The sequence below is a fragment of the Pseudoduganella sp. R-43 genome, from assembly GCF_049913255.1.
Lineage (GTDB): Bacteria > Pseudomonadota > Gammaproteobacteria > Burkholderiales > Burkholderiaceae_D > Rugamonas.
On the sequence record NZ_CP183988.1, the window covers coordinates 4,822,628 to 4,838,038 of the forward strand.

Consider the following 15,411-nt stretch of genomic DNA (forward strand, 5'->3'; position numbering starts at 1 on the left):
TAATGCTAGTATGCCGGAATGAACGCTTACCGCCCTGCAATCGCGTGGCTGACCAGCTGGTGGCAGTTGCTGCAGTTCGCCGCACTGCTGCTGACGCGCGCCATGGCGCCATCCAGCTACCGGCGCGATAACCGGCGCATGCTGTCCGAACAGATCGTCGTTGCCACCACCGCCAACCTGGCCTGGTTTTCCGTGCTTTGCGCGCTGATCAGCCTTGTCATCATCCGTATTGTCGTGGTCACCTCGGCCAGCTACGGCCTGTCGCGCTATGCGCTGGAAATGGTGGTGCGCGTGCTGGTGCTGGAACTGGTGCCGCTGACGGCGGCGCTGTTCGTGGCCTTGCGCACCACCCTGCCCGCTGGCGTCGAATTCGCGCAGCAAAGGCTAGCCGGCCATGCGCCCGACGCGCGCGCCGCCCTGCGCACCCAGTTCTACCCGCGCGCCGCAGCGGGCGTGTTCGCCGTGTGGATGCTGGCTGCCGTCAGCTGCCTGCTTACCCTGGTGCTGGCCTACCTGGTGATGTACGGCTTCACGCCATGGGCGCTGCCGGGCTACACCCGCGTCGTGGGACAGATCTTCAATCCGGCGGTGTGCCTGATCCTGGTCCTGAAGGTAGTGTTTTTCAGCCTCGCGGTAGCGGTGATCCCGCTGGCTTCCTCCTACTTCACCGGCGCCTCCAGTCCGCTGCGGCGCATTGGCGTTGCACACGGGCTGGCCGACATGGTGCGCATGTTTTCCGTGATCCTGGTGGTGGAAGCCGCATCCCTGATGGGTAATTATTATTGACGATATGAGCGAAACGACTCCCCCCGCTACCGGTGCCGAGCCGGCGCCGATCCATAACGCCGAAGCCAAGGCAGTTGCCCTGCTGGTGCTGCTGGTCGCCCTGGTGCTTGGCGCGATCATGTACTTGATGTACGCACGCGGCGCCTTCGAGCCCACGCAACGGCTGGTGCTGACCGCCGACGACTCCGAAGGCGTGGCGGTCGGCATGGACGTGACCTTCGCCGGCTTCCCGATCGGCCGCGTGCAGCGCATCGAGCTGGCGCCGGACGGCAAGGCCCGCATCCTGGTCGACGTACCGAGCAAGGACGCGCACTGGTTGCGCACCACCAGCATCTTCACGCTGGAAAAGAGCCTGGTGGGCGGCGCCAAGCTGCGCGCCTTCACCGGCATCCCGGCCGACCCGCCCTTGCCGCCTGATGCCGAGCGCGCGCTGCTGGTGGGCGACATGGCCGCCGAAATCCCGCGCCTGCTGCAATCGGCCAAGGACTTGCTGAACAACCTGGCGGCGCTGACGGCCGAAGAATCCGCACTCGGCGCCAGCCTGCGCAATGTGCAAGGCGTGACCGAGAAATTGAATGGCCCTGGCGGCGCGCTCGGCGTGCTGGCAGGCGAAGACCAGAAGGCGCGAGAACTGCTGCGCAATGCCAATTCGCTGGTGGTGAAGGCCGACAGCCTGGTAGGCAATGCCGACAAGCGCATATTCGGCGAAAAAGGCCTGGCCAACGATACGCAGGCGGCGGTGCAGCAGTTGAATGCCCTGCTGGCAGACGCGCGCAACTCGCTGAAGAAGCTCGATGCTGTGCTGGTGGAAGCGCAAGCTGTCGGCGCCAACACGCGCGCCGCCACCGAAGACTTGGGCGCCCTGCGCGCCGAAGTCGACGCCAACCTTCGCAAGGTAGAACAGATGATCAATGAGCTGAATCGCAAATGGCCATTCAAGCGCAGCGAACCGGAGATCAAACTTCCATGAGAATGACGACACTCACCGCGGCACTGGCCGCCGCGTTGTTGGCCGCCTGCAGCAGCGGCCCACGCGTGCCGGACTGGCAGTTGAACGCCGCCGGCGCCACCGAGCGCGCTACTTCGGCCTACATGGAAGGCAAGACTGCCGTCGCCGAGCGCGAGTTCGGCCTGGCCCGCAACCAGGTCGGCAGCACCGCCCAGCCCGCGCTGGCGATCCGGATCGAGCTGCTGCGCTGCGCGGTACAGGTAGCAGCCCTGGTATATGAAGAATGCGTCGGCTTCACGCCGCTGCAAGCCGACGCTTCCGCCGCCGACCATGCCTACGCCCGCTACCTGGCTGGACACGCCACCCCGTCCGATGCCGCCCTGCTGCCCGAGCCGCAACGCGCCGTAGCCGGTGCATCCAGCGACACCGCAGCCGCGAAGGCCGCCGCCGCCATCAGCGACCCGCTCTCGCGCATGGTCGCCGCCGGCGCCCTGATGCGCGCCAACCGCGCCACGCCCGAACTGGTGACGACGGCCATCAACACCGCCTCAGCCCAAGGCTGGCGCCGCGCCGTCCTGGCCTGGCTGAACGTGCAATTGCAGCGCGCCGAACAAGCCGGCGACACCGCAGAAGCCGAGCGCCTGCGCCGCCGCATCAAGCTCGCCACCACCCCATAACAGCCGAGTCCGTGTCACACCTTGGGGTCACACCCCAGGTGTGACACGGGCTCTAGCATGCCCCGCGGTTGAGGTCGTGTCACACTTAGGGTGTGACCCCATGGTGTGACACGGGCTCAGCCGTTGTTGGCGTTGGCGGCGGCTTCGCGCAGTTTGTCTTTTTTGCTCTTGCGCTTGCCTTTGATGCCGCCGGTGGCGTCGTTGGCGCCGGGGGGCAGCGGCTTGGCTGCCGTGGTGGGTTCGAAGCCGGCCAGGCGTTCGCGCGGGACGCGTACGTTCTGACGCTTTTCGATCAGGCGGAAATGCTGTTCGGCGTCGGGGGGAATGAAGCTGACCGCCAGGCCGGAGGCGCCGGCGCGGCCGGTGCGGCCGATGCGGTGGGTGTAGTCGGCCGGTGAGCGCGGCAAGTCGTAGTTGACCACCACCGGCAATTGCGCGATGTCGATGCCGCGCGCGGCGACGTCGGTGGCGACCAGCACTTTCAGCTTGCCTTCGCGGAAGTCGTTCAGTACCGAGGTGCGGGCGCCCTGGCTGAAGTCGCCGTGGAAGGCTTCCGCTGCCACGCCGCCGCGCCGCAGCTTGTCGGCCACGTGCTCGGAGGCGTATTTGGTGGCCACGAACACCAGCACCTGCTTCCAGCCCTCTTCTTTCAGCAGGATGCGCAGCAGCGAGGTCCGCTGCGCCTGGTCCACTTCAATGGCGCGCTGGGTGATGTCGGGCGCGGACGCTGCTTCGTCCAGCGTGGCGACCCGCACCGGTTCGTGCAGCAGCTTGCCGGCCAGCGCCTGCACCGCCGGCGGGAAGGTGGCGGAAAAGAACAGGTTTTGCCTGCGCGCCGGCAGCAGCGCGAGGATGCGGGAGATTTCGTCGGCGAAGCCCATGTCCAGCAGCTTGTCCGCTTCATCCAGCACCAGCACCGAGGTGCCATCCAGCTTGAGCGCATTGTGCTCGACCAGGTCGAGCAGGCGGCCAGGGGTGGCGACCATGATGTCGGTGCCGCCGCGCAGGGCCATCATCTGCGGGTTGATCGATACGCCGCCAAAGGCGACCGTGACCTTGACCGGCGACGGAAGGTGCGATGCCAGCCCGCGCAACGCTTCTCCAACCTGCGCCGCCAGCTCGCGCGTGGGCGCCAGCACCAGCGCATACAGCTTGCGCGGGCCGGCGCCTGGACGGCCCGCCTCGAGCAAGGCATTCAGCAGCGGCAGCGCAAAGGCGGCCGTCTTGCCGGAGCCGGTTTGCGCCTGCCCCAGCACGTCCGTGCCGCGCAGGGCGGGCGGGATGGCGGCGGACTGGATGGCTGTGGGGGTGCTGTAGCCGGTCTCGGTGATGGCGTTGAGCAGTGCGGGCGCGAGGCCCAGGCTGGAAAATGTCATGGCGTGCTTCGTTGGGATAAGCCGGCAGTATACCTTGTGCCGGGTTTCGTGCGACTATACGTTTGCTATCAATCTACCAATAATCACAACAAGAAATGATCAACTGGGATGCCCACATCTGCCTGCCGCAGCATCCGCAGGCGGATTTCTCTCCGCTCGACCAGCTCCATTCCGCTGGCGTGAACTACGTGTCGATCGCCGTGGGCGCGGACATGAATCCCGTGTCGCAGGTGATGTCGGTCATCGCCGGCTACCGCGCCACCATCGCCGCCAATCCGGGCCGCTATCGCCTAGTGTCCGGCGTGGATGAAGTGATCCAGGCTGCGGCCGACGGCGTATTGGGCATCGGCTTCGACATGGAAGGCGCCATGCCCTTGATGGAGCAGCCGGAAATGGCAGAAGTGTATGCCCGGCTGGGCGTGCGCCAGATGCTGTTCGCCTACAACCGCAACAACAACGTGGCCGATGGTTGCCACGATATGGCGCGCGGCCTGACGCGCCTGGGCCATCGGGTGCTGAAGGCGGTCAACGACGCTGGAATCATCGTCGATTGCTCCCACACTGGCCGCCTGTGCAGCCTTGAAATCATGGAAGCTTCCAGCAAACCGGTGGTGTTCAGCCACGCCAATCCGTTTGCCATGGTGCCGCACGGGCGCAATGTGACCGATGAACAGATTCAGGCCTGCGCGTCGACAGGCGGCGTGGTATGCGTGTCGGGCCTGTCGTGGTTCCTGGGCTGCGAGCAGCCGACAGCGGCGGACGTGGCGCGGCACGTGGCCTATGTCGCCGACCTGGTGGGCGTGGCCCACGCAGGTGTCGGCCTGGATATCTGCTTCAGCGAAAAAGACCTGGACGATACGCCGCCCGGCGGCTTCAATCCCGGCTGGTGGTGGCCGGAGTCGGCCGGCTATCGCGCCGGCCGTTCTCCTTCCTTCGTGCCGATCTATGCCTGGAGGTCGCTGCCGCTGGAATTGCGCAAGCTGGGCATGGCGCCCAGCGAGATCGAGCAAGTCCTTGGCCGCAATATGCTGCGTGTGGCACGGGCGACCTGGCTAAGCTGAGCGACGCAGCTTACATCCCGACGTCGCCGTAAGGCCCTGCCAGCACCACAACGTAACCTTCCGGATCGCGCAGCCACAGTTCGCGGTGCTGCGCGTTGCTGTTTTCCTTCGGCCCCTCCAGCACGGTGGCGCCGGCTGCAGTAGCGCGATCGACCGCATCGTCAAAGTCGTCAGTCCAGAACCACAGCAGCGCACCGTTGCCGTAGGGGCGCTGTTCGGGATTGCCGATGTGAGGATGATGGTGGGCATCCCAGCGGTGCAGCTGCAGCACCATGCGGCCGTCATGCAGCAATTGCTCGTACTCGTTGCCGCCGTGTCCGCTCTTCAGGCCCAGGGTTTTCTGGTACCAGCGGCTGGCCGCCTCGACGTTGCTGACAGCAATCAAAGGTTGCGCTTGCATATCTCCTCCGTTTCCAGGGTTCGCGGAAAAACCTGCTGGACCTAAGCTTACCCCGGTCCGAACCTCTGCACAGCAAAGTCGAGAAAACTTCGCAATTTTGGCATCATTCGCCGGTCGGGCGCATACAGCACGTGCAAAGCGCGAGCCACTGGTTCGTAGCCCGGCAACAGCCGCACCAGGCGGCCGGCGGCGATTTCCTCGGCCAGCAGTTCGTGGGGATGCAGGACTATTCCCTGCCCGGCCACGGCTGCGGCGCGCAGGGCTTCGCTGTTGTCGGTCGAGAACCTGCCGCGGATTGAAACCGACTCGCGTCGTTGCGGCCCGTCGAATTCCCATGCCGTGCGCAGCGTGGTGTGCGAGAACACCAGGCACTCGTGTGCTTGCAGGTCCTGGGGCGTTTTCGGCTTGCCGGCCGTTTTGAGGTAAGCCGGCGCCGCGCACAGGACCATGCGGTACGGTGCCAGCCGCCGTGCCTGCAAGCCGCTATCGGGCAGTTCGCCCGTGCGGAACACGGCATCGTATCCCTCCTCGATGAGGTCTACCGTCCGGTTGCTCAGGCTGAGATCCAGCGTGACTTCAGGGTTCTGTTTCAGGTACTCGGGAATGGCCCCGGCGAGCGCCCGGCTGCCGAAGGTGATCGGTGCGCTGATGCGCAGCCGCCCCCTTGGCACGGCGCGGGTTTCCGCCAGCAGCGCTTCGGCCGCCTCCATCTCGGCCAGGATGCCCTTGGCCCTCTCGTAAAAGATGCGGCCGCCGTCCGTCAGGCTTTGCCGGCGCGTGGTGCGGTTCAGCAGCTTGATGCCAAGGCCCTGCTCCAGCGCCCGCATCTGCTTGCCCGCCAACTGCGACGAGATGTTGAGCTCTTCCGCTGCTGCGGAGAGCGAACCAAGCTCCACCGCTTTCACGAATATCTGCATGCATGTCAGCTGCCGCAACCGGCGGCGCCGCTCCGGCCAAGCCTACCGTGGTCCTGGTCCATGGCGCCTTTGTCGACGGCTCGGTATGGAACAAGGTCATTCCTCAGCTCGATGCAAAAGGCTTGAAAGTCGTGGCAGTCCAGAATCCATTGACTTCGCTGGCCGACGACGTCGCAGCGACCAAGCGCGTGCTGGACATGCAGACCGGCCCGGTCGTCCTGGTGGGGAATTCCTGGGGTGGCGTCGTCATCACCGAAGCTGGCCGGCATGAACGCGTCAAATCGCTGGTCTACATCGCGGCTTTCGCTCCCGCCGAAGGACAGTCGATCGTGACCGCGTCCAAGGGTTACCCGACACCTTCGGGCTTCAGCCACCTGGTGGCCGACAAGGAAGGCTTCCTGACCCTTACGCTTGAAGGGGTACAAAAGCACCTTGGGCAATTCGTTCCGGCCGCGGAAGCGAAGCTGATGGCGGCCACCCAGGTTCCGATCCGCGGCCTCAATTTCGAAGAGAAGGTCGGCGTCCCGGCCTGGAAGAGCAAGCCGTCGTGGTACTTCGTGAGCGAGCAGGACAACATGCTGGCGCCGGCCCTGCAGAAGGACATGGCGAAGAATATCTCGGCACAGGTGGTCAGCCTGCCTGCCGACCACTCACCGCACGTTTCGCGCCCCGGCGATGTCGCCAAGCTGATCCTCGCGGCGGCCGCTGCCACGTCGGATTAAGGGCGGGACGGCATACCACTGCACCACGCCGAAGGCGAATTCGGGGAGGATGAACAGCCAGACCAGCGGCATGCCGCCACCGGCCAGTGTCCAGGCAAACCAGGTGCTGAACATGAGGCGTGCCGTGCCGTCGTAGGTGGCGAACTGCGGCTGCGGGTCGCGCAGCCGCAGCCAGGACCACACCAGCACGATGCTGCCGAGCAGGCAGGCAAACAGGATGTGGATGGCGCCGAAGGCCGGCAACGGCGGCCCGCCCAGCGCTTCGTTTAGCGCGGACAGGTGGCCGTGGGCGATGGCGAAGGTCCATGGGGTGGCGAAAGGTGCCGTCACCAGCAGGTCGTAGGTGGCGCTGGCGCGCACCAGTTTGCGGATATTTGAAGTATTCATGCTGCGCAGCTTAAACCTTGGAGTACACTCCATGGTCAAGCACTTTTTTGGAGACGGCGAAATGCAGATCGGCGAACTGGCTGAAGCAACGGGCATCAGCCGCGATACCCTGCGCTATTACGAAAAGCGCGGCTTGCTGGCGGCGCGCCGCAGCACAAATGGCTACCGCGACTATCCCACGGAAGCGGTGGACTGGCTGCGCTATATCCGCATCGCGCAGGCGCTGGGCTTCACCCTGCAGGAAATCGAGGCGGACCTGCCGCTGCTGGCGGCGCCTGTCGAACAAAGCGCGGCGGTCCTGCGCACAGCCCTGCAAGCCAAGCTGGCCGAGATCGACCGTCGCATCGACGGCCTGCAGTCGTTGCGCGGCGAGCTGCTGCACCGCCTCAGCGAGCGGATGGAAGATTGCCCGCTGCGCCCTGTTGCGGCTGCGGCTTAGGCGCTGATTAGTTAGACTGGCGTATGGTCAACGCCACCTTCCGCTTCTACGAAGAACTAAACGACTTCCTGCCGCGCGAGCGGCGCAAGGTTGAGTTCACCGTACCGTGCGCACGCGCGGCCACCACCAAGCACATGATCGAGGCGCTTGGCGTGCCGCATACCGAGGTTGAGCTGATCCTGGTCAACGGCGAATCGTCCGGCTTCGAGCGCCTGCTCTGCGATGGGGACCGGGTGGCGGTCTACCCCAAGTTCGAGGCGTTCGATGTGCGGCCGCTGCTGCGCGTGCGCGCCGCGCCGTTGCGTGTGGTGCGCTTCGTGGCCGACGCCCACCTTGGCGGCCTGGCGCGCCTGCTGCGCATGGCGGGCTTCGATACGCTGTACGACAACCGGATCGACGATCCGACCGTGGCATCGCTGTCGGAGGAGGAAGGCCGCGTCGCCCTCACCCGCGACCGCGAATTGCTGAAGCGGCGCGGGATTACGCACGGCTGCTATGTGCGGGCCCTGAAGCCTGCCGAGCAGTTTGCGGAGCTCTTCCAGCGCATGGACCTGGCGGCCAGCGCGCGGCCGTTCACGTTGTGCCTGGCCTGCAATGCGCCGCTGCGGCCGGTGCCGAAGGCCGAGGTGGCGGAACAGCTTCCGCCTTCGGTGCGCGCATCGCAAGAGGAATTCCTGACCTGCGACGTCTGCCGGGGTGTGTTCTGGCGCGGCTCGCACTGGCGCCGCATGAAGGCGTTGCTGGAGAGCCAGGGCGTGGCTACCGGCTAGCGCTGCCTGCCTGCGCGCAATCGGGTTCGATGGCTTCGACCGGCGTTAGCACGATCCGCTGGCCGCCAGCCTCGAGATCGCGCAAGCGTGGCGCTGCCAGCGAGAATTCGCCGGCCCTCAGGCGCTCCTGCAAGCCGGCGCATCCGGCGAGCGACTTGGGTGGCCGGCCGATGACCTGCCACCGTCCCTCCCGCTCGGCCAGGAGTGCCGCGCCATCGGCACGGTTTTCTCCGACCAGCAATACGTCCTGCCGGCCGTCGCCGTCGGCATCCAGCAAGACCGCGTCGCACCGGCTGCCGGCGCGGCGCAGGCAGCCCGGCGCCCACGCCGGATAGCGGATAGCGGCCCAGTCCTGCGCGAGGAAGCCAGGCGGCATCTGCACGCCTTGCGGCCACACGCTCAGGTTGGCGGCATAATCGGCCGGCCCGGCAGTGCCGGTTTCCCCGCGATCCTCGTAGCGCTGGCTCAATACGCTTGCCGCGCGGCTGCGAACGGCTGCAGCCTGCGGACCGGCGCCGTGGGCGGCGAGCGTCTGCAAGGCTTCCATGCCATAGCGCGCGCCGCGGAAGCGCAGGAACCCATAGTCAAACTTGTCCGTCGCCGTTACGCCACTGGCCAGCCGGGCCACCTGGCTGGCAACCGATATGCGCGCCGGATCGGCAAGCGGCGTGAAGAGCGACAGCGCAACCGCCAGCGAGAGCATGGCAGCCGCAAGGTTCACCTGGCGCAATCCATCCAGCCACGGACCGCCCCGGCGCACGGCCGCGTACACGTAGCCTGCGGCATAGAACACTGCCACCAGCAGGCAGGCGGCGGCGATCACGCGATCCGGCGTCCAGCCGTAATCGGCCACGCGCAGGCCGAGCGCATACACGCCCAGCATGGCCAGCGGCGGCAACAGGAAGCAGGCCAGCCGCGCCGAAAATCGGACGCTGCCCGCCAGCCCTGCGGCCGCGTCGCCCGCCTGGAAAGCGGCATTGACCAGCACCACCAGTACTGCGCTGCTAGCCAGCAGCACGGCGGTGGCGTGGCGCGTCTGCCACAGCACCTCCAGGCCGGTGAACGGCAATGCAGCCAGAAAGCCGCCGACCAGCAGCACCGCGATCGGCAGGATCCAGGCTTTCAGCACCAGTAGCAGGCTGCGGATGCCGCGCACGATCGCGGGGCGCACGTCGGTGGTATGCATGGCGCTGGAAAAGGCCACGCATACCAGCGGCACCGAGAACCAGGACTTCATCAGCAGCTTCTCGAGGAAATTCAGCTTCAGGAGGCCGAACAATGCGGCGCCCATCCACATCACCAGCCAGATACCAACCACGAACAGGGCGGAAAACAACAACTGGATCGCCAGTTTCCAGGCACTTTCGAAGCAGGTGGCGTAATGGGCGACCCAGCGCCGGTCGTGCGCTCCTGCCATCACCAGGCTATGGGCGACAAAAAAGAAACCGATGACGAACGGGAACACGAGGAAGCTTGGGCGCAGCAAAGGCGCATGGTCGAAGGCATTGCGCCACGCGTCATGTATGCCAACCAGCACCAGGACTGCGGCGGCGGCGCCCAGCCACAATGCCAGCGGCCGGCGCTCGAGGTGGCCCAGGCTGGAAATCAACAGGACGGGCAGGACGATGGCGGCCAGCACCAGCGGCAGGTGGAGCATCGGCTGGCTGGCCGGCCAGTTGCCGGACTGCTGCGCATGATACAAAAAATATAACACACCACCCTGCACCAGGCCGGCAATCAGGCGCAACTGCCCCACCCGCCGCGTGACGGCAGCGTCGCGCACCGGTTCCTGCGGCAGCACATCTGGTTCGGAGGTTGCGGCGTCCATGAAACGATCATATCCCCTTGTCAATTTTGCAGCAACGCCACTGTTGCGCAGTACGGCTATAATCAATGGTTCAACCAGCCGTATGCGCCATGAATCCACATCTCGACAAGCTGCAGTCCTACCCGTTTGAAAAACTGCGCCAGCTCTTTGCCGGCAGCACGCCCAATCCCGCTTTCAAGCCTATCAGCCTGGGCATGGGCGAGCCAAAGCACCCTACCCCGGCCTTCATCCGCCAGGCCCTGGTCGATAACCTGGACGGGCTGGCCAACTATCCGCTGACGGCCGGCAGCGAGGCGCTGCGCAACGCCATCGCGTCCTGGCTGGAGCGCCGCTACGACCTGCCGACGCTGGACCGCGCCACCCAGGTGCTGCCGGTAAACGGCTCGCGCGAGGCCCTGTTCTCGTTTGCGCAGACCGTGATCGCGCCCGATACCGGCGCACTGGTGATGTGCCCCAACCCGTTCTACCAGATTTATGAGGGCGCGGCATTCCTGGCCGGCGCCGAGCCGTACTTCGTCAATTCCGATCCGGCCCGCAATTTCGCGCCGGACTACGACAGCGTGCCGGAAGAAGTCTGGCAGCGCGTGCGCCTGCTGTTCATCTGCTCGCCGGGCAATCCGACCGGCGCCGTGCTGACGCTGACCGACTGGGAGCACCTGTTCGCGCTGTCCGAACGTTATAACTTTATTATCGCCGCCGACGAGTGCTACTCGGAGATCTACCATGGCGACGAGCCGCCGCTGGGCGCGATGCAGGCGGCCAATATCCTGGGCCTGACCCGGGGAGGCGAGCCGTATGCCCGCCTGGTGGTGTTTTCCAGCCTGTCCAAGCGCTCCAACGTGCCGGGCATGCGCTCCGGCTTCGTTGCCGGCGACGCGCAAGTGCTGAAGAAATTCCTGCTGTACCGCACCTACCACGGCAGCGCCATGGGCCCGCATGTGCAGGCCGCCTCTGTCGCCGCCTGGAACGACGAAACCCATGTCGAGGAAAACCGCGCGCAATACCGCGCCAAGTTCGCCGCCATCACGCCCCTTATCGAGGAAGTGCTGGACGTGCAAATGCCGGACGCCAGCTTCTATTTGTGGGCCGATGTGACCCGCACCGGCCTGTCCGACACCGAATTCGCCCGCCGCCTGCACGCCGAGTACAATGTCACCGTGCTGCCGGGTAGCTACCTGGCGCGCGACGCCCACGGCGTGAACCCGGGCCGCAACCGCATCCGCATGGCGCTGGTTGCCGAACCCGAGGAAGGCCTTGAAGCGGCGCGCCGTATCGTTCAATTCTGTAACCAACTAGCTAAATCATGAGCATCCAGCAAATCATTGAAACCGCGTGGGACAACCGCGCCGAGATCAACCCGTCCAACGCCACCGCCGAAGTGCGCGATGCCGTCAACCACGTGCTGGCTGGCCTGGACAACGGCTCGCTGCGCGTAGCCCATAAAGAAAATGGCGCATGGGTGGTCAACCAGTGGATCAAGAAGGCCGTGCTGCTGTCCTTCCGCCTGGAGAACAACGTGGTCATGCCTTCCGACGGCACCATGCAGTTCTACGACAAAGTTCCTACCAAATTCGCCAACTACTCGGCCGAAGATTTCGCCAAGGGCGGCTTCCGCGTGGTGCCGCCAGCCGTGGCGCGCCGCGGCTCCTTCATCGGCAAGAACGTGGTGCTGATGCCTTCCTATGTGAATATCGGCGCCTACGTTGACGAAGGCGCGATGGTCGACACCTGGGCCACCGTGGGTTCCTGCGCACAGATCGGCAAGAACGTGCACCTGTCGGGCGGCGTGGGCATCGGCGGCGTGCTCGAGCCAATGCAGGCCAATCCGACCATTATCGAGGACAATTGCTTCATCGGCGCGCGTTCCGAGATCGTGGAAGGCGTGATCGTGGAAGAAAATTCGGTGATTTCGATGGGCGTGTACATCGGCCAGTCGACCAAGATTTACGACCGCACCACTGGCGAGGTATTCTACGGCCGTGTGCCGGCCGGCTCCGTCGTGGTTTCGGGCTCGCTGCCATCGGCTGATGGCAAGTACAGCCTGTACTGCGCCGTCATCGTCAAGCGCGTCGACGCACAAACCCGCGCCAAAACAGGCATTAACGAATTGCTGCGCGGCGTATAACCGTAACAAGGAGATACCCAAAAAATGGCTATGGACCGCCTGTTCCAGCTAATGAAGGAAAAAAACGCCTCGGACATGTTTTTTGCCGTAGGCTCGCCGGTGCATCTGAAGATCAACGGCCTTCTGATCCCGATCAACCAGCAAAAGCTCGAACCCGAGAACCTGGAAGCCCTGTTGGCTGAGGTCTGCTCGCCCGAGCAGCTGGAAGAACTGGATACGACCAACGAGCTGAACATGGGTATCTCCGTGCCCAACCTGGGCCGCTTCCGCCTGTCCGCTTTCCGCCAGCGTGGCAGCATTTCCGCTGTCTTCCGTTTCGTCCCGGCCAGCATTCCGCCGCTGGGCGAACTGGGCCTGCCGCCGGTGCTGGCCGACCTGATCATGGAAAAACGCGGCCTGGTGCTGCTGGTCGGCGCGACCGGCTCCGGCAAGTCGACCACCATCGCCTCCATGCTGGACCACCGCAATGAACTGCGCTCGGGCCACATCCTGACGCTGGAAGACCCGATCGAATACCTGTTCCGCAACAAGAAGTCGATCGTCAACCAGCGCGAGATCGGCAGCGATGCCAAGGACTTCTACACCGCCCTGCGCAACTCGATGCGCCAGGCGCCGGACTGCATCCTGATCGGCGAGATCCGCGACCGCGAAACCATGGCATCGGCCATGGCTTACGCGCAGTCGGGCCACCTGGTGCTGGCGACCCTGCACGCCAACAACTCGTACAACGCGCTGAACCGGATCATTTCCTTCTACCCGATCGAGAACCGCCCTGCACTGCTGCAGGACTTGTCCTCGACCGTCAAGGCGATCGTGTCGCAGCGCCTGATCCGTTCGGCCGGCGGCGGCACCCGCACGCCAGCGGTCGAGATCATGGTCAACACCCGCTACATCTCGGACCTGATCGAAAAAGGCGAGATCGGCCAGATCAAGGAAGCGCTGGAAAAGTCCCTGTCGCCGGGCTCGCAGTCGTTCGAGCAAGCGCTGTACAGGCTGGTCATGGACGGCTCCATCACCAAGGATGAAGCCCTGGCCAACGCCGACTCGGCCACCAACCTGCTGTGGCTGCTGAACCACGGCATGGAAACGCCGCCAGCCGTCGAGGAAGAAGAACTGAAATCCCCGACCGACGCCTCCTTCACCGAGTTCACCCTGAACTCCTGACCTGCCGCGCGAGGCTGTCAGTGCCAGCGCTTGCCGAGGCAAGCGCCGCGCCGCACATCTGCGGTCCGGTTCTTGCCGATCCTGGCTTGGGCTGAACAAGTTTGCCGATGAAATCATCAGGACGCGCGGTAAGCTGCAAACGGCATGCGATGAGGTATGATCGGAATTTCATATCAACAAGAAATTCCGCCCCAATATGAGCACCGCCCTGCCGATCGCCAAAACCGACGCCCTTTCCCTCGACCTGCTGTCCAACCTGGTGAACCGCCACGGTTGCATCACCGGCGCTACCGGCACCGGCAAGACGGTCACGCTGCAGCGCATGGCACAATCGTTGTCCGACATCGGCGTGCCAGTCTTCATGGCCGACATCAAGGGCGACCTGTCCGGCATGGCGAAACCCGGCGTGCTGGGCGAAAAAATGGCCAAGCGCCTGGAAGCGCTGAAGCTGGAAACCCCGCAATGGGCCGCCTGCCCGGTTACCTTCTGGGACGTGTTCGGCGAACAGGGCCACCCGGTACGCGCCACCATTTCCGACCTCGGCCCCACCCTGCTGGCGCGCATGCTGAACCTGAACGATACCCAGGAAGGTGTGCTGCAGCTGGTGTTCAAGATCGCCGACGACAACGGCATGCTGCTGCTCGACACCAAGGACTTGCGCGCCATGCTGCAGCACGTGGGCGACAATGCAGCTGATTACAAGACCAGCTACGGCAACGTCAGCGCGGCCAGCATCGGCGCCATCCAGCGCGGCCTGCTGGCGATTGAAGAGCAAGGCGGCGAGCAGTTCTTCGGCGAGCCGATGTTGAACATCGACGACCTGATCCAGACCGATGCGGCAGGCAAAGGCGTGGTGAACATCCTCGCTGCCGACAAGCTGATGAACGCGCCGCGCATCTACGCGGTGTTCCTGCTGTGGATGCTGTCCGAGCTGTTCGAAAACCTGCCGGAAGTGGGCGACCTCGATAAGCCGAAACTGGTGTTCTTCTTCGACGAAGCCCACCTGCTGTTTGCCGAAGCGCCGAAAGCCCTGCTGCAAAAGATCGAGCAGGTGGTGCGCCTGATCCGTTCCAAAGGCGTGGGCGTTTTCTTCATCACGCAAAATCCCCTCGATATTCCGGAGACCGTGCTGGGCCAGCTGGGTAACCGCGTGCAGCACGCACTGCGCGCTTACACGCCGCGCGACCAGAAGGCTGTCAAGTCGGCCGCTGAAACCTTCCGCCCGAATCCGGCGCTCGACGTGGCGCAAGTGATTACCGAGCTTGGCGTCGGCGAGGCGCTGGTATCCTTCCTCGACGAAAAAGGCACGCCGCAGATCGTGCAGCGCGCCTTCGTGCTGCCACCCGCTTCGCAACTGGGCCCGATCAGCGCAGCGGAACGCCAGGCCGCGCGCGCCAGCTCGGTTGTGGCCGGCGTTTACGAGAAAGCCGTCGACCGCGAATCCGCCTACGAAAAGCTGACTGGCCGCGTCGTCAACGGCAGCGGCGCCAGCACATCCGCGCCGGGCGGCCCCGCGCCGATGGGCCGGAGTACCGCGCAAGCGCCTGCCGAAGCCCCGGCCGACAGCGGCGGCTCGATCTTTAGCGACGTACTGGGCGGCCTGTTCGGCGGCAGCAGCAAGCGCGACACCGCAGTGCAGGCGATGGTGAAATCCGCCGCCCGCAGCATCGGCTCGCAAGTTGGCCGCGAGATCATTCGCGGCGTGCTGGGCTCCATCCTGAAGAAGCGTTGATCGTGCGGGCCGGTGTTTTGCTGCTCGCACTCCTTCCCGCTGTGCACGCACAGGCTTGCTCGTCCGTGTCGGCGCACC

16 protein-coding genes are annotated in these 15,411 nt (G+C 65.0%); 11 read left to right on the forward strand and 5 right to left on the reverse strand.

Translation table 11 applies throughout. The annotated features are described in order from the left end of the window. Positions 1-18 precede the first annotated feature (18 nt). From ACN9M3_RS21780 to ACN9M3_RS21790, 3 genes are read left to right on the forward strand one after another with little or no spacing between them, the layout of a single operon-like run. The gene (locus ACN9M3_RS21780) at positions 19-786 is read left to right on the forward strand and encodes an ABC transporter permease (protein ID WP_426162624.1); all 768 of its coding nucleotides are present in this window, start codon (positions 19-21) and stop codon (positions 784-786) included. 4 nt (positions 787-790) lie between these two features. After that, the gene (locus ACN9M3_RS21785) at positions 791-1,756 is read left to right on the forward strand and encodes an MlaD family protein (RefSeq protein WP_426318594.1); all 966 of its coding nucleotides are present in this window, start codon (positions 791-793) and stop codon (positions 1,754-1,756) included. Positions 1,757-1,758: 2 nt separating this feature from the next. Further along, positions 1,759-2,412: a hypothetical protein gene (locus ACN9M3_RS21790; RefSeq protein ID WP_426318595.1), complete on the forward strand. Its 654-nt coding sequence runs from the start codon at positions 1,759-1,761 to the stop codon at positions 2,410-2,412. A gap of 116 nt (positions 2,413-2,528) precedes the next feature. Here the strand turns inward: ACN9M3_RS21790 and ACN9M3_RS21795 are convergent, their stop codons facing one another. Continuing rightward, positions 2,529-3,788 (reverse strand): DEAD/DEAH box helicase, encoded by a 1,260-nt coding sequence (locus ACN9M3_RS21795; protein ID WP_426318596.1) that lies wholly within the window; start codon positions 3,786-3,788, stop codon positions 2,529-2,531. A 95-nt stretch (positions 3,789-3,883) separates the two neighbouring features. Between ACN9M3_RS21795 and ACN9M3_RS21800 the strand changes: the two genes are divergently transcribed. Next, positions 3,884-4,849, forward strand: a complete 966-nt coding sequence (locus ACN9M3_RS21800) for a dipeptidase (protein WP_426318597.1) — start codon at positions 3,884-3,886, stop codon at positions 4,847-4,849. Positions 4,850-4,859: 10 nt separating this feature from the next. Here ACN9M3_RS21800 and ACN9M3_RS21805 read toward each other — a convergent pair whose 3' ends face one another. Together ACN9M3_RS21805 and ACN9M3_RS21810 are read right to left on the reverse strand one after the other, a co-directional pair. Then, positions 4,860-5,249, reverse strand: coding sequence for a VOC family protein (locus tag ACN9M3_RS21805; protein ID WP_057259270.1), 390 nt, complete (start codon positions 5,247-5,249; stop codon positions 4,860-4,862). Between the two features lie 47 nt (positions 5,250-5,296). Beyond that, a complete protein-coding gene (locus tag ACN9M3_RS21810) occupies positions 5,297-6,166 on the reverse strand; it encodes a LysR family transcriptional regulator (RefSeq protein ID WP_426162631.1) in 870 nt (289 codons plus the stop codon). A 2-nt stretch (positions 6,167-6,168) separates the two neighbouring features. On the opposite strand from ACN9M3_RS21810, the gene ACN9M3_RS21815 reads away from it, so the two are divergent. Beyond that, positions 6,169-6,888 (forward strand): alpha/beta fold hydrolase, encoded by a 720-nt coding sequence (locus ACN9M3_RS21815; protein WP_426318598.1) that lies wholly within the window; start codon positions 6,169-6,171, stop codon positions 6,886-6,888. On the opposite strand, the gene ACN9M3_RS21820 is transcribed toward ACN9M3_RS21815, so the two are convergent. Further along, positions 6,817-7,275 carry a hypothetical protein gene (locus ACN9M3_RS21820; RefSeq protein WP_426318599.1) on the reverse strand — a complete coding sequence of 153 codons (459 nt, stop codon included), beginning with the start codon at positions 7,273-7,275 and terminating at the stop codon, positions 6,817-6,819. The genes ACN9M3_RS21815 and ACN9M3_RS21820 overlap by 72 nt on opposite strands. A 31-nt stretch (positions 7,276-7,306) precedes the next feature. Between ACN9M3_RS21820 and ACN9M3_RS21825 the strand changes: the two genes are divergently transcribed. Next, positions 7,307-7,714: a MerR family transcriptional regulator gene (locus tag ACN9M3_RS21825; RefSeq protein WP_426318600.1), complete on the forward strand. Its 408-nt coding sequence runs from the start codon at positions 7,307-7,309 to the stop codon at positions 7,712-7,714. Positions 7,715-7,737: 23 nt separating this feature from the next. Further along, entirely contained in the window at positions 7,738-8,484 is a 747-nt protein-coding gene (locus ACN9M3_RS21830) for a Mut7-C RNAse domain-containing protein (RefSeq protein ID WP_426318601.1), read from the forward strand. Here ACN9M3_RS21830 and ACN9M3_RS21835 read toward each other — a convergent pair. Beyond that, positions 8,474-10,312, reverse strand: coding sequence for a DUF4153 domain-containing protein (locus tag ACN9M3_RS21835; RefSeq protein ID WP_426318602.1), 1,839 nt, complete (start codon positions 10,310-10,312; stop codon positions 8,474-8,476). The genes ACN9M3_RS21830 and ACN9M3_RS21835 overlap by 11 nt on opposite strands. 89 nt (positions 10,313-10,401) lie before the next feature. Here ACN9M3_RS21835 and dapC point away from each other — a divergent pair, with 89 nt between their 5' ends. The 4 genes from dapC to ACN9M3_RS21855 all read left to right on the forward strand — a co-directional run bounded on the left by dapC (position 10,402) and on the right by ACN9M3_RS21855 (position 15,333). Next, the gene (gene dapC / locus ACN9M3_RS21840; protein ID WP_426318603.1) at positions 10,402-11,619 is read left to right on the forward strand and encodes a succinyldiaminopimelate transaminase; all 1,218 of its coding nucleotides are present in this window, start codon (positions 10,402-10,404) and stop codon (positions 11,617-11,619) included. Further along, a complete protein-coding gene (gene dapD, locus ACN9M3_RS21845; protein WP_426162641.1) occupies positions 11,616-12,437 on the forward strand; it encodes a 2,3,4,5-tetrahydropyridine-2,6-dicarboxylate N-succinyltransferase in 822 nt (273 codons plus the stop codon). The genes dapC and dapD overlap by 4 nt, the downstream gene beginning before the upstream one ends. Positions 12,438-12,461: 24 nt before the next feature. After that, on the forward strand, positions 12,462-13,601 hold the full coding sequence (locus tag ACN9M3_RS21850) for a PilT/PilU family type 4a pilus ATPase (RefSeq protein WP_426162642.1): 1,140 nt from the start codon (positions 12,462-12,464) through the stop codon (positions 13,599-13,601). 196 nt (positions 13,602-13,797) lie between these two features. Further along, complete coding sequence (locus ACN9M3_RS21855) at positions 13,798-15,333, forward strand: helicase HerA-like C-terminal domain-containing protein (protein WP_426318604.1); 1,536 nt, start codon at positions 13,798-13,800, stop codon at positions 15,331-15,333. The last annotated feature ends 78 nt before the right edge of the window (positions 15,334-15,411 follow it).